This is a genomic window from Achromobacter sp. ISS7 (genome assembly GCF_056523125.1).
Map to the genome: position 1 here is coordinate 3,745,171 of NZ_JAWRZD010000001.1, position 22,921 is coordinate 3,768,091.

The 22,921-nt window shown below is 68.0% G+C and carries 25 protein-coding genes; 17 read left to right on the forward strand and 8 right to left on the reverse strand.

Translation table 11 applies throughout. From position 1 onward, the window contains the following. Nucleotides 1-44 precede the first annotated feature (44 nt). The 10 genes from AC1HFW_RS16780 (at nucleotide 45) to AC1HFW_RS16825 (ending at nucleotide 9,041) form a co-directional block, all read left to right on the forward strand. Nucleotides 45-1,775, forward strand: coding sequence for a proline--tRNA ligase (locus tag AC1HFW_RS16780; protein ID WP_006392917.1), 1,731 nt, complete (start codon nucleotides 45-47; stop codon nucleotides 1,773-1,775). Nucleotides 1,776-1,832: 57 nt separating this feature from the next. Further along, nucleotides 1,833-2,255, forward strand: a complete 423-nt coding sequence (gene ybgC / locus AC1HFW_RS16785; protein WP_006392916.1) for a tol-pal system-associated acyl-CoA thioesterase — start codon at nucleotides 1,833-1,835, stop codon at nucleotides 2,253-2,255. 2 nt (nucleotides 2,256-2,257) lie between these two features. Next, complete coding sequence (gene tolQ / locus AC1HFW_RS16790; protein WP_006392915.1) at nucleotides 2,258-2,938, forward strand: protein TolQ; 681 nt, start codon at nucleotides 2,258-2,260, stop codon at nucleotides 2,936-2,938. Then, nucleotides 2,938-3,396: an ExbD/TolR family protein gene (locus AC1HFW_RS16795; protein WP_006392914.1), complete on the forward strand. Its 459-nt coding sequence runs from the start codon at nucleotides 2,938-2,940 to the stop codon at nucleotides 3,394-3,396. Before tolQ ends, AC1HFW_RS16795 begins: the two co-directional genes overlap by 1 nt. A gap of 39 nt (nucleotides 3,397-3,435) precedes the next feature. Then, a complete protein-coding gene (gene tolA / locus AC1HFW_RS16800) occupies nucleotides 3,436-4,557 on the forward strand; it encodes a cell envelope integrity protein TolA (protein ID WP_061072436.1) in 1,122 nt (373 codons plus the stop codon). A 16-nt stretch (nucleotides 4,558-4,573) separates the two neighbouring features. Continuing rightward, nucleotides 4,574-5,896, forward strand: coding sequence for a Tol-Pal system beta propeller repeat protein TolB (tolB, locus tag AC1HFW_RS16805; RefSeq protein WP_241073080.1), 1,323 nt, complete (start codon nucleotides 4,574-4,576; stop codon nucleotides 5,894-5,896). A gap of 31 nt (nucleotides 5,897-5,927) precedes the next feature. Next, complete coding sequence (pal, locus tag AC1HFW_RS16810) at nucleotides 5,928-6,428, forward strand: peptidoglycan-associated lipoprotein Pal (RefSeq protein WP_006388738.1); 501 nt, start codon at nucleotides 5,928-5,930, stop codon at nucleotides 6,426-6,428. An 86-nt stretch (nucleotides 6,429-6,514) separates the two neighbouring features. Then, nucleotides 6,515-7,207, forward strand: a complete 693-nt coding sequence (ybgF, locus tag AC1HFW_RS16815; RefSeq protein ID WP_006392911.1) for a tol-pal system protein YbgF — start codon at nucleotides 6,515-6,517, stop codon at nucleotides 7,205-7,207. After that, on the forward strand, nucleotides 7,207-8,250 hold the full coding sequence (locus AC1HFW_RS16820; protein WP_238891446.1) for a FecCD family ABC transporter permease: 1,044 nt from the start codon (nucleotides 7,207-7,209) through the stop codon (nucleotides 8,248-8,250). Before ybgF ends, AC1HFW_RS16820 begins: the two co-directional genes overlap by 1 nt. Next, nucleotides 8,247-9,041 (forward strand): ABC transporter ATP-binding protein, encoded by a 795-nt coding sequence (locus tag AC1HFW_RS16825; RefSeq protein ID WP_479284505.1) that lies wholly within the window; start codon nucleotides 8,247-8,249, stop codon nucleotides 9,039-9,041. Before AC1HFW_RS16820 ends, AC1HFW_RS16825 begins: the two co-directional genes overlap by 4 nt. Before the next feature lie 56 nt (nucleotides 9,042-9,097). On the opposite strand, the gene AC1HFW_RS16830 is transcribed toward AC1HFW_RS16825, so the two are convergent. Next, the gene (locus AC1HFW_RS16830; protein WP_006392908.1) at nucleotides 9,098-9,586 is read right to left on the reverse strand and encodes a YbaK/EbsC family protein; all 489 of its coding nucleotides are present in this window, start codon (nucleotides 9,584-9,586) and stop codon (nucleotides 9,098-9,100) included. A gap of 129 nt (nucleotides 9,587-9,715) precedes the next feature. On the opposite strand from AC1HFW_RS16830, the gene AC1HFW_RS16835 reads away from it, so the two are divergent. Continuing rightward, nucleotides 9,716-10,525 carry an alpha/beta fold hydrolase gene (locus AC1HFW_RS16835; RefSeq protein ID WP_479284506.1) on the forward strand — a complete coding sequence of 270 codons (810 nt, stop codon included), beginning with the start codon at nucleotides 9,716-9,718 and terminating at the stop codon, nucleotides 10,523-10,525. 13 nt (nucleotides 10,526-10,538) lie between these two features. Here the strand turns inward: AC1HFW_RS16835 and AC1HFW_RS16840 are convergent, their stop codons facing one another. Next, complete coding sequence (locus AC1HFW_RS16840) at nucleotides 10,539-11,009, reverse strand: Lrp/AsnC family transcriptional regulator (RefSeq protein ID WP_006392906.1); 471 nt, start codon at nucleotides 11,007-11,009, stop codon at nucleotides 10,539-10,541. A gap of 244 nt (nucleotides 11,010-11,253) precedes the next feature. Between AC1HFW_RS16840 and AC1HFW_RS16845 the strand changes: the two genes are divergently transcribed. Beyond that, the gene (locus AC1HFW_RS16845; RefSeq protein WP_479284507.1) at nucleotides 11,254-12,210 is read left to right on the forward strand and encodes a DMT family transporter; all 957 of its coding nucleotides are present in this window, start codon (nucleotides 11,254-11,256) and stop codon (nucleotides 12,208-12,210) included. Nucleotides 12,211-12,259: 49 nt separating this feature from the next. On the opposite strand, the gene fusA is transcribed toward AC1HFW_RS16845, so the two are convergent. From fusA to AC1HFW_RS16865, 4 genes are all read right to left on the reverse strand, one after another. Then, entirely contained in the window at nucleotides 12,260-14,371 is a 2,112-nt protein-coding gene (fusA, locus tag AC1HFW_RS16850; protein ID WP_006392904.1) for an elongation factor G, read from the reverse strand. A 281-nt stretch (nucleotides 14,372-14,652) separates the two neighbouring features. Further along, nucleotides 14,653-15,117, reverse strand: a complete 465-nt coding sequence (locus AC1HFW_RS16855; protein WP_006388728.1) for a universal stress protein — start codon at nucleotides 15,115-15,117, stop codon at nucleotides 14,653-14,655. An 87-nt stretch (nucleotides 15,118-15,204) separates the two neighbouring features. Beyond that, on the reverse strand, nucleotides 15,205-15,549 hold the full coding sequence (locus tag AC1HFW_RS16860; RefSeq protein WP_006392903.1) for a protein tyrosine phosphatase family protein: 345 nt from the start codon (nucleotides 15,547-15,549) through the stop codon (nucleotides 15,205-15,207). A gap of 47 nt (nucleotides 15,550-15,596) precedes the next feature. Beyond that, nucleotides 15,597-17,030 (reverse strand): aminotransferase-like domain-containing protein, encoded by a 1,434-nt coding sequence (locus AC1HFW_RS16865; protein ID WP_162876210.1) that lies wholly within the window; start codon nucleotides 17,028-17,030, stop codon nucleotides 15,597-15,599. Between the two features lie 136 nt (nucleotides 17,031-17,166). Between AC1HFW_RS16865 and AC1HFW_RS16870 the strand changes: the two genes are divergently transcribed. Next, on the forward strand, nucleotides 17,167-18,084 hold the full coding sequence (locus AC1HFW_RS16870) for a DMT family transporter (RefSeq protein WP_479284510.1): 918 nt from the start codon (nucleotides 17,167-17,169) through the stop codon (nucleotides 18,082-18,084). Further along, nucleotides 18,081-18,725, forward strand: coding sequence for a LysE family translocator (locus AC1HFW_RS16875; protein WP_006392900.1), 645 nt, complete (start codon nucleotides 18,081-18,083; stop codon nucleotides 18,723-18,725). Before AC1HFW_RS16870 ends, AC1HFW_RS16875 begins: the two co-directional genes overlap by 4 nt. 25 nt (nucleotides 18,726-18,750) lie before the next feature. On the opposite strand, the gene AC1HFW_RS16880 is transcribed toward AC1HFW_RS16875, so the two are convergent. Together AC1HFW_RS16880 and AC1HFW_RS16885 are read right to left on the reverse strand one after the other, a co-directional pair. Beyond that, nucleotides 18,751-19,443: an LrgB family protein gene (locus AC1HFW_RS16880; protein WP_479284511.1), complete on the reverse strand. Its 693-nt coding sequence runs from the start codon at nucleotides 19,441-19,443 to the stop codon at nucleotides 18,751-18,753. After that, complete coding sequence (locus AC1HFW_RS16885) at nucleotides 19,433-19,837, reverse strand: CidA/LrgA family protein (RefSeq protein WP_061072444.1); 405 nt, start codon at nucleotides 19,835-19,837, stop codon at nucleotides 19,433-19,435. The genes AC1HFW_RS16880 and AC1HFW_RS16885 overlap by 11 nt, the downstream gene beginning before the upstream one ends. A 96-nt stretch (nucleotides 19,838-19,933) precedes the next feature. On the opposite strand from AC1HFW_RS16885, the gene AC1HFW_RS16890 reads away from it, so the two are divergent. From AC1HFW_RS16890 to AC1HFW_RS16900, 3 genes are all read left to right on the forward strand, one after another. After that, entirely contained in the window at nucleotides 19,934-20,821 is an 888-nt protein-coding gene (locus tag AC1HFW_RS16890; RefSeq protein WP_006392897.1) for a LysR family transcriptional regulator, read from the forward strand. A 71-nt stretch (nucleotides 20,822-20,892) separates the two neighbouring features. Further along, nucleotides 20,893-21,780 carry an alpha/beta hydrolase gene (locus AC1HFW_RS16895; RefSeq protein WP_479284514.1) on the forward strand — a complete coding sequence of 296 codons (888 nt, stop codon included), beginning with the start codon at nucleotides 20,893-20,895 and terminating at the stop codon, nucleotides 21,778-21,780. Between the two features lie 177 nt (nucleotides 21,781-21,957). Then, on the forward strand, nucleotides 21,958-22,869 hold the full coding sequence (locus AC1HFW_RS16900; RefSeq protein WP_479284516.1) for a dihydrodipicolinate synthase family protein: 912 nt from the start codon (nucleotides 21,958-21,960) through the stop codon (nucleotides 22,867-22,869). Nucleotides 22,870-22,921 lie beyond the last annotated feature (52 nt).

Here is a 22,921-nt window from a genome sequence, read left to right on the forward strand (position 1 = left end):
ATACAATTACAGTCGATTATACGTATCTGCTGCCACCTTTAAACATGCGCGCATCCAACTACCACATCAACACCCTCAAAGAAGCCCCTTCCGAAGCGGAAGTCGCCAGCCACCAGCTCATGACCCGGGCCGGGATGATCCGCAAGCTGGCGGGCGGCATCTACACCTACATGCCCCTCGGCCTCAAGGTCATCCGCAAGGTCGAGGCCATCGTCCGCGAGGAAATGAACGCCTCGGGCGCCATCGAACTGCTGATGCCGGTGGTCCAGCCGGCCGAGCTCTGGATGGAATCCGGCCGCTGGGAACAGTACGGCGCGGAACTGCTGCGCATCAAGGACCGGCACCAGCGCGATTTCGTGCTGCAGCCGACCTCGGAAGAGGTGATCACCGACATCGCCCGCAACGAGATCCACAGCTACCGCCAGCTGCCGCTGAACTTCTATCACATCCAGACCAAGTTCCGGGACGAGCGCCGTCCCCGCTTCGGCCTGATGCGCGGCCGTGAATTCACCATGAAGGACGCCTACTCCTTCGACCGCGACGAAGCCGGCGCCCAGCGCAGCTACGACACCATGTACGCCGCGTACATGCGCATTTTCGGCCGCCTGGGCCTGGAATTCCGCGCGGTGGCGGCCGACACCGGCTCCATCGGCGGCACCCGCAGCCATGAATTCCAGGTGATCGCCGACACCGGCGAGGACTTGCTGGTCTACAACGCCGACTCCGACTATGCCGCCAACATCGAGCTGGCCGAGGCCCCCGGCCTGTACCCCACGCGAGGCGCGGCCACCCAGGCGATGGCCGACGTGGCCACCCCCGGCGCCGCCAAGTGCGAGGACGTGGCCCGCCTGCTGGGCCTGCCGCTGGAGCAGACGATCAAGTCGATCGTGCTGGCCACCGACGGCGACAAGGGCAAGGTCGACGTCTGGCTGCTGCTGCTGCGCGGCGACCACGAGCTGAACGAAATCAAGGCCGCCAAGCTGCCGGGCCTGGCGGGCTTCCGCTTCGCCACCGAGAGCGAGATCGTCGAGCACTTCGGCTGCAAGCCGGGCTACCTGGGTCCGGTCCGCACCGCGCGCCCGGTGCACGTCATCGCCGACCGCACCGTGGCCAACATGGCCGACTTCGTCTGCGGCGCCAACCGCGAGGACTTCCACATCCAGGGCGTGAACTGGGGCCGCGACCTGCCCGAGCCCGAACTGGTGGCCGACCTGCGCAACGTGGTCGCCGGCGACCCCTCGCCGGACGGCAAGGGCACGCTGTCGATCCAGCGCGGCATCGAGGTGGGACACGTTTTCTATCTGGGTAAAAAATACTCGGAAGCCCTCAAGGCCACCTTCCTGGACGAGACCGGCAAGCCGGCCGTGCTGGAAATGGGCTGCTACGGCATCGGCGTGACCCGCATCGTCGGCGCCGCCATCGAACAGAACCACGACGCCCGCGGCATCATCTGGCCGCGCGCCCTGGCGCCGTTCGAAGTGGTGATCTGCCCGGTCGGCTGGGGCAAAAGCGAAACCGTGCGTAACACCTCCCTGAAGCTGTACGAATCGCTGCTGGCGCGCGGCGTGGACGTCATCCTGGACGACCGCGATGCCCGCCCCGGCGTGATGTTCGCCGAGTGGGAATTGATCGGCGCGCCGCTCCGTGTAACAGTTGGAGAACGCGGCCTGAACGACGGTGTGGTGGAATTGCAGGCCCGTCGGGAAACCGAAGCGGCCAAGATTCCGGTAGAGTCCGCGCTTGAAGCCGTGCTGACGAAACTCGACACGCTGTAAACCCTAAAGTAACCACGGACTTTTCGCGTCCCGACCCGCATCATCGAAGCCCGCATCGTGACCGATCCGAAGTCCGCCGAATCCCGCCTGCAGGTCCGCGTCTACTATGAAGACACGGACGCGGGCGGGGTGGTTTTCTACGCCAACTACCTAAAATTCCTGGAACGCGCCCGCACCGAGTGGCTGCGCGACCTGGGAGTCAACCAATCCGGCCTGGCCGCCAGCGAACAACGCCTGTTCGTCGTCCGCTCGCTGGACATGTCCTACCGCAAGCCAGCCAAACTGGACGATTTGCTTACCATACGCAGCCGGGTCACACGACTGGGCCGCGCTTCGATACACTTCGCGCAGCGCGCAGAACGAGACGGGGAACTGCTTGCCGAAGGCAATATCCAAGTCTGCTGCGTCGATGCCGTCAACATGCGGCCGGTGGAACTACCGGCCGACGTCCGCGCCAAACTGGAATCAATTCAGGAATAACCATGCAAGCCACCAACGACATGTCGTTGCTTTCGTTGATTTCGCACGCCAGCGTGCCGGTTCAGCTGATCATGCTGATGCTCCTGGGCATCTCGATCATGTCCTGGACCTACATCTTCGCCAAGCGGCTGGCCATCAAGCGCGCCCATGCCCAGACCCGCCGCTTCGAGGATGACTTCTGGTCCGGCGGCGACCTGTCGATGCTGCAGCAGGCCGTGGCCTCGCGCCGCGACGAGCAAGGCGCCCTGGCCCGCATCTTCGACGCCGGCATGACCGAATTCCTGAAGGCCCGCCGCGGCAACGCCAGCAGTGACGCCACCGCCCTGCTCGACGGCCCGCGCCGCGCCATGCGCGCCGCCTACCAGCGCGAGATGGATTCGCTGGAATCGCACCTGAACTTCCTGGCCTCGGCCGGCTCGGTCTCGCCCTACATCGGCCTGCTCGGCACGGTCTGGGGCATCATGCACGCCTTCATCGGCCTGTCGAACATGCAGCAGGCCACGCTGGCCTCGGTGGCCCCCGGCATCGCCGAAGCGCTGATCGCCACCGCCATCGGCCTGTTCGCCGCCATCCCCGCGGTGGTCGCGTACAACCGCTTCACCAACGACATCGACCGCATCTCGATCCGTTTCGACAGTTTCGTCGATGAATTCCTGAACATTCTGCAACGGCAGGTACGCTAATGCCCTCGGTAAGCTCGCGCGGCAGGTCCGGCCGCCGCATGAAGGCCGACATCAATGTGGTGCCCTACATCGACGTGATGCTGGTGCTGCTGGTCATCTTCATGGTGACCGCGCCGCTGATCACGCCGGGCCTGATCCAGCTGCCCTCGGTGGGCGCGGCGTCCGATGTGCCGGTCAAGCCGCTGGAAGTCCAGATTTCGGAAGACGGCAAGATCGCGCTGCGCATGCGCGAACCCGGCGCCACCCTGCAGGACATCGCCCGTCCCGAGCTGGTGGCGCAAGTGCGCTCGCGCATCACCGCGGAAACCCCGGTGGTGATCGCGGCCGACGGCAAGGTGCCCTACGAGACGGTCGTGAAGGTCATGGACGAGCTGCGTACCAATGGCATCACCCGCCTGGGCCTGCTGGTGGACCAGTCCGCCGGCGGCAACCAGCCCGCCCCCGCGAAAAAACGCTAACGCGACGCCTTCCGCCGGCGCCGCCGGCCTGCAACGCTCATGACGCCACCCATCATTCGACACCACAGCGGCCCCCCGGCCACGCCGCCCAACAACGACAACCGGATCGCCCTGATCCTGGCGTTGCTGGTGCACGCGCTGCTGCTGGCCGTGTTGATCTTCAACCTGAACTGGCGCACCGAAGCCCCGGGCCCGGTGGAAGTGCAGCTGTGGGCCGACGGCAATTCGCCCGTCTCGCCCCCGCCGCAACCCCAGCCCGAACCGCCCAAGCCCCAGCCCAAGCCGCAACCCCAGCCGGAACCGGAAAAGACGCCGGAGCCGCCGCCTCCCCCGCCGCCGCCCAAGCCGGAACCGCAAGCCCAGCCCAAGCCTGACGAGGTGGATCCGGAAATCGCGCTGCAGGAAGCCAAGAAGAAGCGCGAGCAGGAAGAGCAGGCGCGCCAGGCCGCCGAGGCCGCCAAGGAAAAGGCGCGCCTGGAGGAAGAGCGCAAGCAGGCCGAGCTGAAGGAAAAGAAGCGCCTCGAACAGGAACGCCAGGCCGCCGAGAAGGCGGCCGCGGACAAGGCTGCCGCCGACAAGGCCGCCGCGGAAAAGGCCGCTGCCGACAAGGCTGCCGCCGAGAAGAAGGCCAAGGACGACGCCGCCAAGAAGGCGGCCGAGAAAGCCGCCGCCGACAAGGCCGCCGCGGACAAGGCGGCCGCCGAGAAAGCCGCGGCTGACAAGGCCGCCGCCGAAAAGGCCGCTGCCGAGAAGAAGGCCAAGGAAGAAGCCGCCAAGAAGGCCGCTGCCGACAAGGCCCTGAAGGACGCGTTCCGCAACGACGCCCTGGGCGCTGCCGGCATCCCCGGCGGCACCGCCGACCGCAACCAGGCCGGTGGCGGCCGCGACAGCGGCTACGGCGCCAAGGTGCGCGCCTGCGTGCAGCCCGGCGTGGCCTACCCGCCGCCGCCGCGCAGCGGCTCGGACAATCCGACGGCCCAATACCGGGTACAGTTAGGTTCTGACGGGAAGGTTAACGGCGTCACGCTGACCAGTTCTTCCGGCAACCCGGGCTTCGACCGCGCGGTCGAGACCGGCATCCGCCGTTGCAACCCCTTCCCCAAGCCCTCGACCGGCCGCTACGAGCCCATCATTGACGTTGTGTACAGAATGTATGATTGACAGGAGATTGCTGATTATGACTCCCGCCCATAGCCGACGAGCTTCCCCCCTCGTTCTCTGGCGATCGTATGGATTCGGCCTGTTGCTGCTGGCGCTTGCGTGCCTGATGGCGCTCAAGCCCGCCCAGGCCCAGCTGCGTGTCGACATTTCCGGCACCGGCGCCACCCAATACCCCGTTGCCATCGCCGATTTCGCGGTGGATGATGCCCACGGCCGCGCCCTGGCCGAAGTGATCCGCGCCGACCTGACCCGCACGGGCCAGTTCCGCCTGATCAGCGCCGCCGGCTCGGGCCTGAACGTCGATTCGCCCATCGCCCATGACGACTGGCGCGCCAAGGGCGCGGACTTCATCGCCTACGGCAGCATCGTGCGTGGCGCCGATGGCCGCTACGACGTGCGCTACCGCCTGGCCGACACGGTCAAGAAGGGCCAGCTGGACGGCGTCGCGTTCTCCGGCACCGAGCAGGAACTGCGCCGCGTCGCCCACCAGATCGCCGACCGCATCTATGAAAAGATCACCGGCGTGCGCGGCGTGTTCTCGACCCGCATCGCCTACGTGCTCAAGCAAGGCGCCACCTACGAACTGCAGGTGGCTGACGCCGACGGCCAGAATCCCCAGGTCGCGCTGCGCTCGCGCGAGCCGATCATCTCGCCCGCCTGGTCGCCCGATGGCTCCAAGCTGGCGTACGTGAGCTTCGAATCCGGCAAGCCGGTGGTGTACGTGCACACGCTGGCCACCAGCGCCCGCGTGCCGGTCGCCAACTTCAAGGGCAACAACAGCGCCCCCGGCTGGTCGCCCGACGGCACCCAGCTGGCGGTGGCCCTGACGCGTGACGGTCTGTCGCAAATTTACATCGTTAGCGCGGCCGGCGGCTCGAATATGAAGCGAGTTACGCGTTCTCCCGGGATTGACACCGAGCCGAGCTTTACGCCGGACGGCCGTTCCATTATCTTTACCAGTGACCGCAGCGGCGGGCCGCAAATTTATCAAACCGGCCTGGACGGTGGCGATGCTCGCCGCCTCACGTTTAATGGTGGTTACAACATCTCACCCCGAATTTCCCCCGATGGATCGACGCTGCTGTACGTTGCCAGACGCGACGGCGCGTTCCGAATCGCATCGTTGAACCTGTCCTCCGGCTCGGAGAACTTGTTGACCGATGGTCGTGACGATCAGTCGCCAAGCTTCGCGCCGAACGGCATGCAAGTCCTCTACGCCGCGATCCAAAACGGACGTAGCGTGCTTGCAGGCGTTTCGAGTGATGGCCGCGTACGGCAGACGCTTTCGGTACTGAACGGGGAAATACGTGAACCGACTTGGGGCCCATTTACCCGATAACACGTGTGACTCTCTTTGCAAAGGAACTATCATGAAGTCGCGCATTGCCAAAAGCCTAACCATCGCCGCTCTGGCCGCCACCCTGGCAGCTTGCAGCTCCGTCCCTCTCGACGATAAAGCGGGTCAGGGCGGAGGCGCTGGCCAAGGATCCTCGGCCTCCGGCCAGATCCTTGATCCCTTCAACCCCCAAAGCATCCTGGCGCAACAGCGCTCGGTATACTTTGACTTCGACAGCTACACGGTGTCCGACCAGTACCGCGGCTTGGTGGAAACCCACGCCCGTTACCTGGCTTCGCACCAGCAGCAGAAAATCAAGATCGAAGGCAACACCGACGAACGCGGCGGCGCCGAATACAACCTGGCCCTGGGCCAGCGCCGTGCCGACGCCGTGCGTCGCATGATGACCCTGCTGGGCGTCAGCGACAACCAGATCGAAACCATCAGCTTCGGTAAAGAAAAGCCGAAGGCGACTGGCTCGTCGGAAGCCGACTTTGCGGAAAACCGCCGCGCCGATATCGTTTATCAGCGCTAAGCTTTTCGTATAGTTAAGTGCCCCACCACGCGTCGGGACGGTCAACCGGCCGTCCCGACGTTTGTTTTTATCCCCCGGGAATTTTCATGCGCGATAACGTTCTGTCCCTGCGTCCCTTGATGGCGGCCACCGGCCTGGTGCTGGCCGCCCTGACGGCGCCCGCCCACGCTTTCTCAGATGACGAGGCCCGCAAGGCCATCCTGGATTTGCGCCAGCAGGTGCAGCAGCAGAACGAGCAGAGCCAACGCGCCAAGCTGCAATTGGCCGACCAGATCCAGGCGCTGCAGCAGGAAGTGGCCCAGTTGCGCGACCAGCTGGAACTGGTGTCGCGCCAGCAGCCCAGCGCCAACAAACCGGGCGGTGCCGCCGGCGGCGCCAACCCGCCGGGCGCGACGGCCGGTGATCCGCAGGAGCAGGCCGCCTACGACGGCGCCATCGACCTGTTCCGCAAGGGCCAGTACAAGGAAGCGTCCGAATCGCTGGCCGCCTTCACCGCGCTCTACCCCGCCAGCCAGCTCGCGCCCAGCGCCCAGTTCTACCTGGGCAGCAGCCGCTACGCGCTGAAGGACTTCAAGGGCGCCATCGAGCAGTTGAACGCCATGGTGCAGAAGGCGCCCGACAACGCCCGCGCCCCCGACGCCCTGCTGGTCATCGCCGGCAGCCAGATCGAGATGAACAACCGCGCCGGCGCCAAGACCACGCTGCAGCGCATCGTTCGCGACTACCCGACCACGCCGGCCGCCAACACGGCCAAGAGCCGCCTGCAACTGCTGCAGTAATGGCGGAAGCCGCCTCCGCGGTCGCCGCCTATCGGCACATCCTGCGCCGCCGGGCAGGGCTCATCGCCCTGCTGCTGGCGGCGATTTGCATTGGGCTGCTGCTCGACTTCACGCTCGGCCCCTCGGGCCTGGGCTGGGGCGAGCTGTGGCGCACCCTGAGCGCGCCGGCGTCGGCCGACCCGACGCTGCGCGTCATCGTCTGGGACATCCGGCTGCCTTATGCCCTGATGGCCGCGCTGGTCGGCATGGCGCTGGGGCTGGCGGGCGCCGAGATGCAGACCATCCTGAACAATCCCCTGGCCAGCCCGTTCACGCTGGGCGTGTCGTCCGCCGCCGCCTTTGGCGCGTCGCTGGCCATCGTGCTGCACCTGGGACTGCCCGGCGTGCCCGACGGCTGGCTGATCGCCGGCAACGCCTTTCTGTTCGCCATGCTGGCGGCCTTGCTGCTCGATGGCGTGGCGCGCCGCGGCGGCATGAACAGCTCGGGCGTGGTGCTGTTCGGCATCGCCATGGTGTTCACCTTCAACGCGCTGGTGTCGCTGGTGCAGTTCACCGCCAGCGCCGAGGCGCTGCAGAACCTGGTGTTCTGGACCATGGGCAGCCTGTCGCGTTCAAGCTGGACCACCGTGGCCGCGCTGGGGCTGGCATTCGCCGTGGCGCTGCCGCTGGCCATGCGCCAGTCCTGGAAACTGACCGCGCTGCGGCTGGGCGAGGAACGCGCGGCGAGCTTCGGCGTGGACGTGCGCCGGGTGCGGGTGACGGCGTTGGCGCGCGTCAGCCTGCTGTCGGCGCTGGCGGTGGCGTTCGTCGGCACCATCGGCTTCATCGGCCTGATCGCGCCCCATATCGCCCGCCGCCTGGTGGGCGAGGACCATCGCTTCTTCCTGCCGGGCAGCGCCCTGGTGGGCGGCGTCATCCTGTCGCTGGCGTCGGTCGCGTCCAAGAACCTCGCGCCCGGCGTCATCGTGCCGGTGGGGATCGTCACGTCGCTGATCGGCATTCCGTTCTTCGTGGCGGTGGTGCTGCGCCGGAGCATGCCGTGAGCGCGGCGCCAACGCTGGCCATCTCGGCCATCACCGCCGGCTATGGCGGCCAGGACGTGCTGCATGGCCTGTCGCTGCCGCCCCTGGGCGCCGGCGAGGTCACGGCCCTGCTGGGCCCCAATGGCAGCGGCAAATCGACATTGCTCAAGGCCCTGGCGGGCCTGGTGAAGGTGCGCGCCGGCCACGCCCTGCTGGACGGCAAGGATCTGGTCCGGCTGGACTTCGCGGCACGCGCGCGCCATCTGGTCTACCTGCCGCAAAGCTTGCCCGCGGCCGTGCATTTGCGGGTGTTCGAGTCGGTGCTGGTGGCGGCGCGCGCCAGCGAGGCCGAGGGACCGCCCGCCGACCTGCATGCGATCGACCGGCTGCTGGTGCGGCTGGGCATTGGTCATCTGGCGCTGTCGTACCTGGACGCGCTGTCCGGCGGCCAGAAGCAACTGGTGGGACTGGCCCAGGCGCTGGTGCGGCGGCCGCGGGTGCTGCTGCTGGACGAGCCGCTGTCGGCGCTGGACCTGAACTACCAGTTCCATGTGATGCGGCTGCTGAAACAGGAAACCGCGCAGCACGGCCTGATCACGGTGATCGTGCTGCACGACCTGAACGTGGCGCTGCAGCACGCCGACCGGGCGGTGATGATCCACGGCGGCAAGCTGGTCGCCGCGGGCGCGCCGGCCGAGGTCATCACGCCGGCCTCGCTGGCCGCCGTGTACGGCGTGCGCGGCCGGGTCGAGGCCTGCTCGCAGGGACGGTTGCAGGTGCTGATCGACGACCTGGAAGCCCACCCGCACTGATACGGCGGACGCCCTTTTCCCCCGCGCCCTGGCGGCGCGCTCACTACCTGGAAACGCTAGGCGCGCTGCGCCACGTCGGCGACCGGCGCGCCGGTCATGGCGGCCAATTGCCGCGGCGTCAGGTTGAACACGGCGTGCGGATGGCCCGCCGCCGCCCACAGGCTGTCGTACTGGAACAGGTCCTGGTCCAGCAGCATCACGGGCTTGACCGCGTGGCCGATGGGGCAGACGCCGCCGATGGCGTAGCCGGTCATCTCGCGCACGAACTTGGCGTCGGCCTTGGCCAGCGCGCCAACCTGCTCGGCGACCTTGGCCTCGTCGACGCGATTGATGCCGCTGGCGATGACCAGCACCGGCGCGTCGTCCGCGGCCCGGCGGAAGATGATCGACTTGGCGATCTGCGCCACTTCGCAGCCCAGGCCCGCCGCCGCTTCCGCCGAGGTCTTGCCGGTCTGCGGCAGCACCACCACGGGCTTGTCATGGCCCAGGTCGGCCAGCAGGCGGGCAACGCGTTGGGCGGATTCGGGAAGATCGGCGGGGGACATCGGGCGCGCTCCGTGCGAGAGGGAGAAGGGGGGAATCGAGTGTATCAGCCCGGCCGCCCGGCCCCAACGGCGGCGCCCACGGGGGCTAACGGGCTAGAATGCCGGCCTGGCTTTCCCTACTCGAACCCGATGCGTTCCGAACCCGTCCTGCCCCTGCAAACCGTCGATGTCGGCGGCTACGCCATGTCCTACACCGAATACGGCGAGGGCGCGCCCCTGGTGCTGGTGCACGGGTCGCTGTCGGACTGCCGCTACTGGAAATCGCAGATGGCGCCGCTGGGCCGCTCGTTCCGCGTGCTGGCAGTCTGCCTGCGGCGCTACTGGCCCGAGGCCTGGGATGGCGAAGGCGACGGCTTCTCGGTGGCGCAGCATGCCGCCGACGTGCTGGCCTTCATCGACCAGGTGGCCGGCGAGCCGGCCCACCTGGTGGGCCATTCGCGCGGCGGCCGGGTGGCGCTGGAAGCGGCGCTGGCCCGCCCCGACGCGCTGCGCAGCCTGACGCTGGCCGACCCCGGCCTGCCGCTGCCCGGCGACGACGATGCCCGGGGCGGCTTTCGCCAACGGGCGCTCGAACTGATCCGCGACGGCGCCGTGGAAGAAGGCCTGGCGCTGTTCGTCGATACCGTGACGGTGCCGGACACCTGGCAACGCATGGTGCCCTGGTTCAAGGAAATGGTGCGCGACAACGCCGGCACGCTGTTCGGCCAGGCCCGCGTGACACCGGCCGCGCTGAGCCCGCAGCAGATCGCCTCGCTGACCCTGCCAACGCTGCTGATCGGCGGCGCATTGAGCCCGGCCCCCTACCCCGCGGTGCTCGACGCCCTGGAGAGTTGGCTGCCGCAATCGCGGCGGCTGGACATCGCCGGCTCGTCGCACGGCATGAACCTGGGCAACCCGCGCGCCTTCAACGGCGCCATCGAATCGTTCCTGCGCGGCTGAGCCGCGCGCGCCGTCAGGGTTCGACCGACGGCGTGTGCTTGAGGCGCTTGAGCACGAAGGTCGAGCGGCTGTGGCGCACGCCGGGCAGCTTGTAGAGCCGCTTGCGCAGGAATTCCTCGTAGCCTTCGGTGCCGGCCACCGCGACCTTGATCAGGTAGTCGTATTCGCCCGTCACCAGGAACGCCTCGACCACCTGCGGCAGGCGCGTGATCGCCTCGCCGAAACGCGCCAGCGTGTCATCGTCGTGGTGTTCGAGCGTGACCTCGATCATGACGGTATCGGGCAGGCCCAGCGCCTTCTGGTTCAGCAGGGCCGCGTAGCCCTCGATCACGCCCGCGTCCTCCAGCGCCTTGACCCGGTTCCAGCAGGGGGTGGGCGACAGGCCGACCTGCTCGGCCAGTTTCAGGTTGGTGAGGCGGCCGTCGGCGCGCAGGGCGCGCAGGATCTTGCGGTCGGTTTCGTCGATTTTGGGCGGGTTGGACAAGGCGGAAAATCCGTAAAAGAGAATATCCCTGCAAAACCGGATTCTAGAGGATATATATTCCTTTATCACCGCCAGAATGGCGAGAATCAGGAAACCTATTTTCCCGACCCAGTCGTAGACTTTCCAGCAAGACGGGCATTACCCCGCCCGTCGGATCCAGCGCCCGCGCCGCGGCACAACCCGGCACCGGCGCCGGTGTAGTCCACCGCAGTGTGCCGCGCGCCGATCCGCGCGGCGGGAAATCATGTCTCACGCAGCAGCAGTACCCGCAAGAACCGGCCTGGGCCTGTCCGGCACCGCCATGCTCCTGGCCGCGCCGGCGCTATTCGCCTCCAACATGGTGGCCGCCCGCTGGGCCCATGACGCCGCCCTTCCCCCCGTTTTCCTGGCTTTCGGCCGCTGGCTGATCGCCTTCCTGATCCTGTTGCCGCTGGCCGCGCCGGCCTTGCTGCGGCATCGCCAGGCGCTGTGGCGCGGCCTGCCCACGCTGCTGCCGTTGGCGGTGCTGGGCATGGGCGTGGCGGTGGCGCCGCAGTACATCGGCGCCCAGAGCACCAGCGCCACCAACATCGCCCTGATCTTCTCGTGCAGCCCGATCCTGGTGGCGCTGCTGGAGGCGATTCTCTGGCGCAAACCCCTTTCGCCCCTGCGCGCCACCGGCCTGGTGCTGGCGCTGGGCGGCGTGCTGGTGGTGCTCACGCGGGGCGACGCCTGGGCGCTGGCGCGGCTGGCGTTCGGCCAGGGCGACCTGTGGGTGCTGCTGGCCGCCACCGGCTGGGCGTTCTACACGGTGCTGCAAAGGCGCCTGACGCTGCCGGCGGTGCCCGATGGCGCGCGGCTGGCGGCGATGATGCTGGGCGGCGCGATCGCGCTGGCGCCGTTCGCCGCGATCGAGGCCGCCGCCGGCGCCACCCCGCCCTGGAGCGATCCGCGGCTGGCGGCGGTGCTGCTGTTCCTGGCGATCGTGCCGAGCCTGGGCGCGTATTACGTCTACGGCCGGCTGATCAGCCGCGCCGGCCCCGCCACCGCGGGCCTGTCGATGTTCCTGGTGCCGGTGTATGCGGCGCTGCTGGCCTGGCCGCTGCTGGGCGAGGCGCCGCAGCTGTTCCATGCCTACGGCTTCGTGATGATCCTGCTGGGCGTGAAGCTGGCGTCCTCGCGCATGCGGACGACGACGGCTGGCGCTGCCGCCCCGGCCTGAAAAAAAGGGCCACCCGCGCGGGTGGCCCTTGTTCCGGGCAGATCGGGATTCAGCGGCCCGAACCCTGGGCCGCGATCACTTCCTGCGCCACCTGGCGCGGCGCTTCGGCGTAGTGCTTGAACTCCATGGTGTACGTGGCACGGCCTTGCGTCAGTGAACGCAGCGAGGTGGAGTAGCCGAACATCTCGGCCAGCGGCACCTCGGCGCGCACCACCTTGCCGCCGCCCCCGGCGATGTCTTCCATGCCCTGCACCATGCCGCGGCGCGACGACAGATCGCCCATGACGTTGCCGGTGAAGTCCTCGGGCGTTTCCACCTCGACCTGCATCATCGGTTCCAGCAGCACCGGATCGGCGCGCCGCATGCCTTCCTTGAAGGCCATCGAGCCGGCCATCTTGAAGGCGTTTTCGTTCGAGTCCACGTCGTGGTACGAACCGAAGAACAGCGTCACCTTCACGTCGACCACCGGATAGCCGGCCAGCACGCCGGCGTTGAGCGATTCGCGGATGCCCTTGTCCACCGCCGGGATGAACTCGCGCGGCACCACGCCGCCCTTGATGGCGTCGACGAACTCGTAGCCCTTGCCCGGTTCCTGCGGTTCGAGCTTGAGCACCACGTGGCCGTACTGGCCGCGGCCGCCCGACTGCTTGACGAACTTGCCTTCGACTTCGTCACAGCTCTTGCGGATGGTCTCGCGGTAGGCGACCTGCGGCTTGCCCACCGTGGCCTCGACGCCGAACTCGCGCTTCATGCGGTCGACCAGGATTTCCAGGTGCAGCTCGCCCATGCCGGAGATGATGGTCTGGCCGGATTCCTCGTCGGTGCGCACGCGGAACGACGGGTCTTCCTGCGCCAGCCGGCCCAGGGCGATGCCCATTTTTTCCTGGTCGGCCTTGGTCTTGGGCTCGACCGCCTGCGAGATGACCGGCTCGGGGAACACCATGCGTTCGAGCACGATGACGTGCGACGGGTCGGTCAGCGTGTCGCCGGTGGTCACGTCCTTGACGCCCACCGCGGCGGCGATGTCGCCGGCGTAGACCTCGGTGATCTCGCGCCGTTCATTGGCGTGCATCTGCAGGATGCGGCCCAGGCGCTCCTTCTTTTCCTTGATCGGGTTGTAGACCGAGTCGCCGGACTTGACCACGCCCGAGTAGACGCGGAAGAACACCAGCTGGCCGACGAACGGGTCGGTCATGATCTTGAAGGCCAGCGCCGAGAACGGTTCCTTGTCGGTCGGATGGCGCTCGATTTCGTGGTCGCGCTCGTCGTGGCCCTTGATGGCGGGCACGTCGACCGGCGACGGCAGGTAGTCGATGACCGCGTCCAGCATGGCCTGCACGCCCTTGTTCTTGAAGGCGCTGCCGCACAGCATCGGCACGATCTCGTTGGCGACCGTGCGCTGGCGCAGGCCCTGCTTGATCTCGGCTTCGGTCAGCGCTTCGCCGCCCAGGTATTTCTCCAGCAACGTCTCGTTGGCCTCGGCCGCTTTCTCGACCATCTTGTCGTGCCATTCCTGCGCCTGCGCCTGCAGCGCCGGCGGGATGTCGCGGTACTCGAAACGCACGCCCTGGCTGGCGTCGTCCCAGATGATGGCCTTCATCTTGACCAGGTCGATCACGCCCTCGAAGCCGTCCTCGGCGCCCACCGGCAACTGCACCGGCACCGCGTCGCCCTTCAGGCGCTCGGTGATCTGCCGCTGTACGCGCAGGAAATCCGCGCCGACGCGGTCCATCTTGTTGACGAAGGCCAGCCGCGGCACGCGGTACTTGTTGGCCTGACGCCAGACCGTCTCGGATTGCGGCTGCACGCCGCCGACCGCGTCATAGACCATGACGGCGCCGTCCAGCACGCGCATGGAGCGTTCGACCTCGATGGTGAAGTCGACGTGGCCCGGCGTGTCGATGATGTTGATGCGGTGTTCGGGATAGTTGCCGCCCATGCCCTTCCAGAAGGCGGTGGTCGCGGCGGACGTGATGGTAATGCCACGTTCCTGTTCCTGCTCCATCCAGTCCATCACGGCGGCGCCGTTATGCACTTCGCCGATCTTGTGAGTGATACCGGTATAGAAGAGGATGCGCTCGGTGGTCGTCGTCTTGCCCGCGTCGATGTGGGCGCTGATGCCGATATTCCGGTATAGCTCGATAGGCGTCTTGCGAGTCATGGCCTCGTTCCTTGCAGTAATCACCAGGAATGGGCGGCAGGTCCGACCGGATACTGCCGCGGCGGGCGCCATGCCGCGTTGAGAGGTGTGCTCGGGTGTTGCGAAACCGCGCCCGCACTTATCCGTAAATATTACGCGCCGCGAGCCGGTTTACAAGCTTTAGCCATAAGCGCCATAGGGAATGCCGCGGGCAAGAAAAAGCCCCTCGGTGGGAGGGGCTGGGCACGGCCTTGGCGCCGGCGGGCCTGACAGCGGCCTGACTCAGGCCGCGGGGGCCGGGATTACTTCTTTTCTTCCTTGACGCGGTACACCAGCACGGCGGTGCTGGCCAGCGACAGCACCTTGGCGGTGACGCTGCCCAGCAGCAGGCGCGACAGGCCGCTGCGGCCGTGGCTGCCGATGAAGATCAGGTCGCAACCGGCGTCGGCGGCGGCCTGGACGATGCCGTCGGCCACGTTGAAGTTCGACACGGCGCGCGCCTCGGACTTCACGCCGGCGGTGTCGGCGCGATCGGTGATCTGCTTGAGGTACTTGTCGGCCTGCTCGGCCGAGGCCTTTTCGTAGTCTTCGTCGGTGATGGCGTAGGCCGCGGCCATGCCGTCGAAACCGATGGTGGCGGCGAACGGCTGCGTCACGTAGAGGGCGACGACGTCAGCGCCCACGGAGCGCGCGAAGGAAATGCCGGCGTTGGCGGCTTGGGCCGACAGCGGCGAGCCGTCGGTGGGAATCAGGATCTTCTTGAACATCTTGCCTGCTCCTGTTTGAGAGGAATCTCCATGCTACCGGAAACCCGCCAGGTTCACATCAAGCGAACCCGGGGTCCTTGATGCGCGTCAACCCAGCTGCTGGGCGGCGGCGAACAGATTGGTGCAACGGGTGCCGGTGCGGCAGTACGCCAGCACGGGGCCAGGCAGGGTGCGCAGCAGTTCGGCGAAGCGGACCACGTCGGCGGCGGTCATGGCGCTGCCCACGACGGGCTGGTATTCGATTTTCAGGCCGGCGGCGGCGGCGGCCCTGGAGACGTCGGCGGCGGTCGGCTGGTCGGGGCCGCCCTCGAAGTCGGGACGGTTGATGATGACGCTCTTGTAGCCGGCGGCGGCCACGTCGGCCATGTCGTCGGGACCCAGTTGCGGGGCGACGGCGAAATTCTCGGTGAGGGGCTTGATCGGTGCGGACATGGCGATTCCTTGATGGGGGGTGACTGCCTGGTATTGTAGGAGCCGTTTCAGGCGAAAAGTTTTTCCAGCAGATTCCAGACGCCGCGGTCATCGACCATCGGCACCGAAAAGCGCAGCATGGTCGACGGCCCCTGCGACGGCGAGAACAGCGTGCCGGGCGCCAGCAGCATGCCCTGGTCGGCGGCGGCGCGGGCCAGCACCTCGCTGTCGCGCCCGCAATCGGCCCACACGAACATGCCGGCCTGCGGCTCGTGCGGGATCGTCAGGCCGAGCTTCTGCAGGCCTTTCAGGCAGCGCTGCCGGGCCTCGTCCACCCGCAGCCGCACGCGCTCGATATGGCGCCGGTACTGCCCTTCCATCAGCACCCGGTGCACCACCCGTTCGCCCAGCTCGGGCGAGGTCAGCCCGGCCAGCATTTTCAGGTCGGCCAGTTTCTGCAGGATGTCGGGATTGGCGGCCAGATAGCCCACGCGCAGGCTCGCCGCCAGCATCTTGGAATAGCCGCTGACCAGGATGACGCGGTTGAGCCGGTCCAGCACCGCCAGCTTCATGGCGCCGCCCGGATGCAGCTCGCCGTAGGTGTCGTCTTCCACCACCATGAAATCGTGGCGCTCGGCGATGCGCAGGATGTCATAGGCGGCGCCGGCCGACAGGGTGTGGCCGGTGGGATTGTGGACCGCGCTGTTGATGATGAAGAGCTTCGGCTTGTGCTGCGCCGCCAGTTGCTCGAGCAAGGCGGTGTCGGGGCCGTCCGGCCCGCGCGGCACGCCGATCAGGCGGGCGCCGAAGGCGGCCAGGCGGCCGAAGATGACGAACCAGGCCGGGTCCTCGACCAGCACGGTATCGCCGGGTTGCACCAGCAGGCGGGCGATCAGGTCCAGCGCGTGGGTGACGCCGTTGGTGGTGAGCAGGTTGCGCTCGGGATGGGCCGGCACGCCCTCGCTCTGCAACGAGGCGGCGACCTGCTGGCGCAGCGGCGAAAACCCCTGCGGATGGCCATAGGACACCAGATGGCCGCGCACCGAACGGCCCACGGCGCGCACCGCGCCCGCCACCATTTCGGGATCGAGCCAGTCGGCCGGCAGCAGGCCGGCGCCGCCGGGCATGCCAGGGCCGCCGCCCTCGCGGAACATGCTGCGCAGCAGCCAGGCGATATCGACCCGCGCCGGCGGCGTCAGATTCTGCGTCGACGCTGGCACGGGGACCGGGGCCAGCGGCCCGCTGCGGGCGCGCACGAAAAAACCGGCCCCGCGGCGCGATTGCACCAGGCCGCGCGCCACCAGCCGGTCGTAGGCTTCCACCACCGTGAAGCGGCTGACGCCGGACTGCTCGGCCATCTTGCGGATGGACGGCAGGCGGGTCCCCGGACGCAGGCCCTGCTCGTCGATGCGCCGGGCCAGGCCATCGGCCAATTGCGCCACCAGCGTGGCGTCGGCCTGGCGCACGGGCTGCCAGGGCATGGAGGGCGAAGCAACTGTCATGGGGATTTCACCAGGCCAGTGGTTGAAGTGACATGTATAAGTGTACCGGTACTGTACCGATGACTATGCGTAGAGTGACAGCAATGGCTACAACCCGCAAGTCCCGCGGACAGCCCCTTTTCTCGAACGCCCCGCCATGAGCCGCTCCGTGCCGTATCCCGCCATCCAGGCCGCCCCCGTCGCGTCGCCCTGGGAAGGCTACGGCTACGGTTTCCTGGGGGTGCTGGTGTTTTCGCTGACGTTGCCGATGACGCGCGTGGCGGTGACGGAACTGCCGCCGCTGCTGGTGGGCCTGGGACGCGCCCTGCTGGCCGCGGCGCCGGCCCTGGCGCTGCTGTGGCTGACCCGCAGCCGCCGGCCCGGACGCGCCGAATGGCCGGGCGTGATCCTGGCCGCGCTGGGCATCGTGGTCGGCTGGCCGCTGGCCTCGTCGCTGGCGATGCAGACCGTGCCGTCGTCGCACGGCGCCGTGTTCAACGGCCTGCTGCCGCTGTCGACCGCCGTATTCGCGGCCTGGCGCAGCGGTGAACGGCCGTCGCCCGCGTTCTGGGCCTGGGCCGCGGTGGGCGCCGTGCTGGTGGCGGCGTTCGCCTTGCGCCAGGGCCACGGCACGCTGTCGATCGGCGATTTCTGGCTACTGCTGGCGGTGCTGCTGGGCGGCCTGGGGTATGCCGAGGGCGCCCGCGCCGCGCGCACGCTCGGCGGCTGGCGCACCATCTGCTGGGCGCTGGTGATCAGCGCGCCAGTGCTGGCCGTGCCGGTGGGCTGGATGGCCGCGCGGCAGCCCGGCTGGCCGGACGCGAACGTGATCGCGGCCTGCGCCTATCTGGCCTTCGGCTCGATGTTCCTGGGATTTTTCGCCTGGTACCGCGGCCTGGCCGCGGGCGGCATCGCCCGGGTCGGGCAGATTCAATTGCTGCAGCCGTTCCTGACGGTGCTGGCCGCAGCCCTGTTTTTCGACGAAGCGGTGGATCCGGGCACATACCTGTTCGCCGCCGCCGTCATCGTGGTCATCGCCGGCGGACGCCGCGCGATCATTGGAGTCAAGAAATGACGTTGTTCCCCGCCAGCCTGGCCGATGTGCCGCTCGCTTCCCTGTCCTTGCTGGGTCCCCTGGCGCTGTTCGCCCTGGTCAGTTCGATCACCCCCGGGCCGAACAATGTCATGCTGGCCGCGTCCGGCCTGAATTTCGGTTTCCGCCGCAGCATGCCGCACCTGCTGGGGGTGAACCTCGGCTTCACCCTGATGATCTTCCTGGTGGGCGTGGGGCTGGGGTCGGTGTTCCAGCAGGTGCCGCAGCTGTACACGGTACTCAAGTACGTGGGCGCCGCCTATCTGCTGTACCTGGCCTGGAAGATCGCCAATTCGGGCGGCATGGAAGACGGCGCGGTCAGCGGCAAGCCGATGACCTTCCTGCAGGCCGCCGCGTTCCAGTGGGTCAACCCCAAGGCCTGGGTGATGGCCGTCGGCGTGATCGCCACTTACACGCCGCAGGCCGGCTTCTTCGCCAACCTGGTCATCGCCACCGTGGTCTGCGGCATCGTCAATCTGCCGAGCATCGGCGTCTGGGTCACCTTCGGCACCGCCCTGCGGCGCGTGCTGCACAAGCCGTGGGCGATCCGCGCCTTCAACATCAGCATGGCGCTGCTGCTGGTGGCCTCGCTGTATCCGGTGGCGCTGGAAGCCTTCCACTGACGCGGCCGGTCGCGCGGCCGCGGGGTCAGGCCAGCAGCGCCACCACCACGGCGGGCGTGACCAGCACGTTGAACAGCCCCGCCATCACCATCACCAGGCCGGCCACCGCGCCTTCTTCGGCCGCCAGCTCGCGCGCCTTGGCGGTGCCGGCGCCGTGCGCGCCCATGCCGAACAGGGCGCCGCGCGCCAGCGCCGAGCGCAGCGGCAGCCAGCGGCGCATGAACTGGCCGATGGCCGCGCCGAACACCCCGGTGACGATGACGAACACCGCGGTCAGGTCGGGCGCGCCGCCGACGTGCGATGACACCGCCACCGCGAACGGCGTGGCCACCGAGCGCGGCAACAGGCTCAGCCGCAGATCGGGTGGCAGGTCCAGCAGGCTGCCCAGCAGCCAGGCGCTGAGGCCCGCGATGGCGCTGCCGACCACCACGCCCGCCGCCAGCACCGGCCAGTAGCGGCGGATCAGCGCGCGCAGCTCGTACAGCGGCAGCGCGAAGGCGACGATCACCGGGCCCAGCATCATCATCAGCCAGTGCGAGCCGGACATGTAGTCGCGATAGCCGGTGTGCAGGAGCAACGCCAGCATCAGCAGCAAGGCCGGCGCCACCACCAGCGTCGACGTCCACCAGTACGCATAGCGGCGGTAGAACAGGCGCGCGCAGGCATAGGCCAGCACGGTGGCCAGCGGCCAGAACAGCAGATTGAATTCAGCCCGCATGGCGGTTCATCCAGCGATAGCAGAGGTCGATCGTCAGCGCGGTGCCGGCCATGACCAGGGCCGTGCCCAGCAGGATCACGACCAGCAGCTTGGCGCCCAGCACGCCCAGGAATTCGCGGTGCTCCAGCAGCGACATCACCGCCGGCACGAAGAACAGCAGCATCTCGCCCAGCAGCCAGCTGGCGCCGCGATGCACGTTGCGCACCCGCAGCAGGCCCGAAGCCAGCAACGCCAGCACCAGCGCCATGCCGATGACGCCGCCCGGCACCGGCAGGCCGGCCGCGTTGGCCAGCATCTGGCCCAACAGGGCGAACAGGGTGATGAGGACGATCTGCAGCAAGCGGCTGCGGCGCAGCACGCTGCGCAGGAGGACTAAATGGCGTGGGCGAGACATGGGAAAAGATTCCAGCGGATGGAAACGTTTTACGCCTGGCCGGGGCATAGATAAAATGAATTTGTCGAATTCAACCCATTCCAATCAGGCATAACCATGGATCTGCGCCCCTTGCGCGCGTTGGTGGAGGTGGTCCGCCAAGGCGGTTTTTCCCAGGCGGCCAAGGCCGTGTTCGCCACCCAGCCCACGGTCAGCAAGGCCGTGCGCCAGCTGGAGGACGAAATCGGCATGCCCCTGCTCGACCGCCAGGCGCAGCCGCCGCGGCTGACCGAGGCCGGCGAGATCGTCTACCGGCGCGCGGTCAAGATGTTGGCCGAACGCGACGATCTGTACGCCGAGCTGGACGAGCTGCGCGGCCTGAAGCGCGGCGTGCTGCGGCTGGGCCTGCCGCCGCTGGGCAGCAACGCGCTGTTCGCGCCGATGTTCGCGCGCTTTCGCAGCCGCTATCCGCAGATCGAGATCAGCCTGCTGGAACATGGCGGCCATCGTCTCGAGGAAATGGTGATGGCCGGCGAGATCGAGCTGGCGGCCTCGCTGCGGCCGGAATCCGGCGAACTCGACTGGCAGCCGGTGGCGCGCGAGCCGCTGATCGCGTTGCTGCCCGCCGACCACGCCGGCGCGCGCGCCGCCGCCATCGGCCTGGAGCAGTTGCGCGACTCTCCCTTCATCCTGTTCGAGACCGGCTTCGCGCTGAACCGCGTCATCCTGGACGCCTGCCAGCGGGCCGGCTTCGCCCCGGCGATCGCCGCCCGCAGCGGCCAGACCGACTTCATCGCGGCGCTGGTCATGGCCGGCTTGGGGGTCGCCTTCCTGCCGCGCCTGAAGGCCAACGAGGAACGGCACACGGGCGTGGCGCGGGTGCCGCTGCGCGATGCCGGCACGGATTGGGAGATGGGCCTGGTGTGGCGCCGCGGCGGCTATCTGTCGCACGCGGCGCAGGCCTGGCTGGCGCTGGCGCGGGAGATGCATCCGGACACCGCTTGACGCGGCTGGCCACCCTCGCGCGTTGTATGCTGGCGGCGGAACCGCGCCCGTTGGCGCGGGTCAAACTCCCCATGCCCGCCCTGCCCCGACTGACCTTGCGCCGCCTGATCGGCGCCGCCGTGCTCGCCGCCGCCAGCGTGGTCGGCTGCTCGCAGCTCGACTCCTGGCAGCGCCAGACCATCTTCTCGCCGCAATCCGAGCCGCAGACGTGGTGGCGCGAGCCGGCCAAGGGCACCCAGGTCTACGACCTGACGCTGGCCAACGGCGACAAGGTCCGCGCCTGGTACTGGCAAAGTCCGCAGGCCGACGCGCCCACCGTGCTGTACCTGCATGGCGCGCGCTGGAACCTCAATGGCAGCGCCTTCCGCATCGACGGCTGGACCCGCAAGGGCTATTCGATCCTGGCGATCGACTACCGCGGCTTCGGCGCGTCCACGCCGCGCCTGCCGTCCGAGGCCAGCGCGCTGGAAGACGCGATGGCCGGGTTGAAGGAACTGGCCCGCCTGCAGCCCGACCCGGCGCGCCGCTTCGTCTACGGCCATAGCCTGGGCGGCGCCATTGCCATCGACCTGGCGGCGCGGCCGGACCAGCCCGACTTCGCCGGCCTGATCGTCGAATCCAGCTTCACCAGCATCAGCGCCATGCTGGCGACCCTGAAGTGGGGCCGCGTGCCCGGCGCCAGCCTGCTGGTGACGCAGCCGTTCGATTCGGTCGACAAGCTGGCCGCCATGCACACGCCAATGCTGTTCATGCACGGCACCGCCGACCGCGTGGTGCCCCACACCATGAGCGACGAGCTCTACGCCGCCGCGCGCAGCGTCTCGCCCGACCTGAAGCGGCTGGTCAAGATCGAGGGCGCCACCCATTCGGGCGCGTTCCGCAGCGGCGAGCAGTACGACGACGCCGTGAAGACGTTCATCAAGGACGCCAGCCGCGCCTATCGGCGCAAGGCCGGTTGACGCGGCAGGCCCGCGTCGCCAGCGCCTCATCCAACCCAGCGCGTCTGTTCCCGGGGGAAAACCCGCTCTCGGGAAACTCCCATATCAAAATATCTTCTAAATATATTTAACGGATATTAGACTTTCTCCCACCCGCCGCTCTTCCTTCGCGGCGCCGGCCATCCGAGGAGAATCCAGTTGAGTAACGTGCGTTGGCAGGGCGTCTTTCCTGCCGTAACCAGTAAGTTCCATGCCGACGAAACCCTCGACTTCGAAGCGATGCGCGAGCATTTCGGCTTCCTGATCGACAACGGCGTCCATGGCCTCGTCACCTGCGGTTCGCTGGGCGAAGCCAGCACCCTGACGCTGGAGGAAAAGCTGGCGGTGACGCGTTGCGCCGTGGAAGTCAGCCGCGGCCGCATCCCGGTGCTGGCCAACGTGTCCGAGACCAGCACCCGCGAGGCGCTGCGCTTCATCAAGGCGGCGGTCGAGCTGGGCGTGGATGGCTTCATGCTGATGCCCTCGCTGATCTACGTGGCCGATGCGCGCGAGGCGATGCAAAGCATCCGCACCATGGCCGAGGCCGCTGCCAGGCCCTGCATGATCTACAACAATCCGGTCGCCTATCGCGTGGACCTCAAGCCCGAGCACATGGCCGAGCTGGCCGATTGCCAATGGCTGGTGGCGATCAAGGAAAGCAGCGACGACATCCGCCGCGTGACCGACCTGCGCAACAGACTGGGCGATCGCTTCCAGCTGTTCATCGGCGTCGACGACCTGTCGTTCGAAGCCCTGGCGCTGGGCGCCGACGGCCTGCTGGCCGGCCTAGTGACCGCCTTCCCGCGCGAGACCGTGGCGCTGTACGACCTGATGAAGGCCGGCAAGTGGCAGGAAGCGCTGGCGCTGTACCAGTGGTTCACGCCGCTGCTGCACCTGGATGTGTCGACCAAGCTGGTGCAGAACATCAAACTGGCCGAGACCCTGGCCGGCGTCGGCAACGAGCACGTGCGCCGTCCGCGCCTGCCGCTGGTGGGCGCCGAGCGCGAACGCTGCGCCGGCATCATCGAAGCGGCGCTGGCCAAGCGGCCGCGGCAATACAAGTCGAAGTAAACGACCCAGCCCGAAGCAGGACCGGCGCGCCCGCAGGACCGTGGCGCGCCGT

What these genes read in the sequence shown, in the direction of transcription:
- AC1HFW_RS16780 (WP_006392917.1), top strand. Translation starts at nt 45, where the DNA reads ATGCGCGCATCCAACTACCACATCAACACCCTCAAAGAAGCCCCTTCC.
- tolQ (WP_006392915.1), top strand. Translation starts at nt 2,258, where the DNA reads ATGCAAGCCACCAACGACATGTCGTTGCTTTCGTTGATTTCGCACGCC.
- AC1HFW_RS16795 (WP_006392914.1), top strand. Translation starts at nt 2,938, where the DNA reads ATGCCCTCGGTAAGCTCGCGCGGCAGGTCCGGCCGCCGCATGAAGGCC.
- tolA (WP_061072436.1), top strand. Translation starts at nt 3,436, where the DNA reads ATGACGCCACCCATCATTCGACACCACAGCGGCCCCCCGGCCACGCCG.
- tolB (WP_241073080.1), top strand. Translation starts at nt 4,574, where the DNA reads ATGACTCCCGCCCATAGCCGACGAGCTTCCCCCCTCGTTCTCTGGCGA.
- pal (WP_006388738.1), top strand. Translation starts at nt 5,928, where the DNA reads ATGAAGTCGCGCATTGCCAAAAGCCTAACCATCGCCGCTCTGGCCGCC.
- ybgF (WP_006392911.1), top strand. Translation starts at nt 6,515, where the DNA reads ATGCGCGATAACGTTCTGTCCCTGCGTCCCTTGATGGCGGCCACCGGC.
- AC1HFW_RS16820 (WP_238891446.1), top strand. Translation starts at nt 7,207, where the DNA reads ATGGCGGAAGCCGCCTCCGCGGTCGCCGCCTATCGGCACATCCTGCGC.
- AC1HFW_RS16830 (WP_006392908.1), bottom strand. Translation starts at nt 9,586, where the DNA reads ATGTCCCCCGCCGATCTTCCCGAATCCGCCCAACGCGTTGCCCGCCTG.
- AC1HFW_RS16835 (WP_479284506.1), top strand. Translation starts at nt 9,716, where the DNA reads ATGCGTTCCGAACCCGTCCTGCCCCTGCAAACCGTCGATGTCGGCGGC.
- AC1HFW_RS16845 (WP_479284507.1), top strand. Translation starts at nt 11,254, where the DNA reads ATGTCTCACGCAGCAGCAGTACCCGCAAGAACCGGCCTGGGCCTGTCC.
- fusA (WP_006392904.1), bottom strand. Translation starts at nt 14,371, where the DNA reads ATGACTCGCAAGACGCCTATCGAGCTATACCGGAATATCGGCATCAGC.
- AC1HFW_RS16855 (WP_006388728.1), bottom strand. Translation starts at nt 15,117, where the DNA reads ATGTTCAAGAAGATCCTGATTCCCACCGACGGCTCGCCGCTGTCGGCC.
- AC1HFW_RS16860 (WP_006392903.1), bottom strand. Translation starts at nt 15,549, where the DNA reads ATGTCCGCACCGATCAAGCCCCTCACCGAGAATTTCGCCGTCGCCCCG.
- AC1HFW_RS16865 (WP_162876210.1), bottom strand. Translation starts at nt 17,030, where the DNA reads ATGACAGTTGCTTCGCCCTCCATGCCCTGGCAGCCCGTGCGCCAGGCC.
- AC1HFW_RS16870 (WP_479284510.1), top strand. Translation starts at nt 17,167, where the DNA reads ATGAGCCGCTCCGTGCCGTATCCCGCCATCCAGGCCGCCCCCGTCGCG.
- AC1HFW_RS16875 (WP_006392900.1), top strand. Translation starts at nt 18,081, where the DNA reads ATGACGTTGTTCCCCGCCAGCCTGGCCGATGTGCCGCTCGCTTCCCTG.
- AC1HFW_RS16880 (WP_479284511.1), bottom strand. Translation starts at nt 19,443, where the DNA reads ATGCGGGCTGAATTCAATCTGCTGTTCTGGCCGCTGGCCACCGTGCTG.
- AC1HFW_RS16885 (WP_061072444.1), bottom strand. Translation starts at nt 19,837, where the DNA reads ATGTCTCGCCCACGCCATTTAGTCCTCCTGCGCAGCGTGCTGCGCCGC.
- AC1HFW_RS16890 (WP_006392897.1), top strand. Translation starts at nt 19,934, where the DNA reads ATGGATCTGCGCCCCTTGCGCGCGTTGGTGGAGGTGGTCCGCCAAGGC.
- AC1HFW_RS16895 (WP_479284514.1), top strand. Translation starts at nt 20,893, where the DNA reads ATGCCCGCCCTGCCCCGACTGACCTTGCGCCGCCTGATCGGCGCCGCC.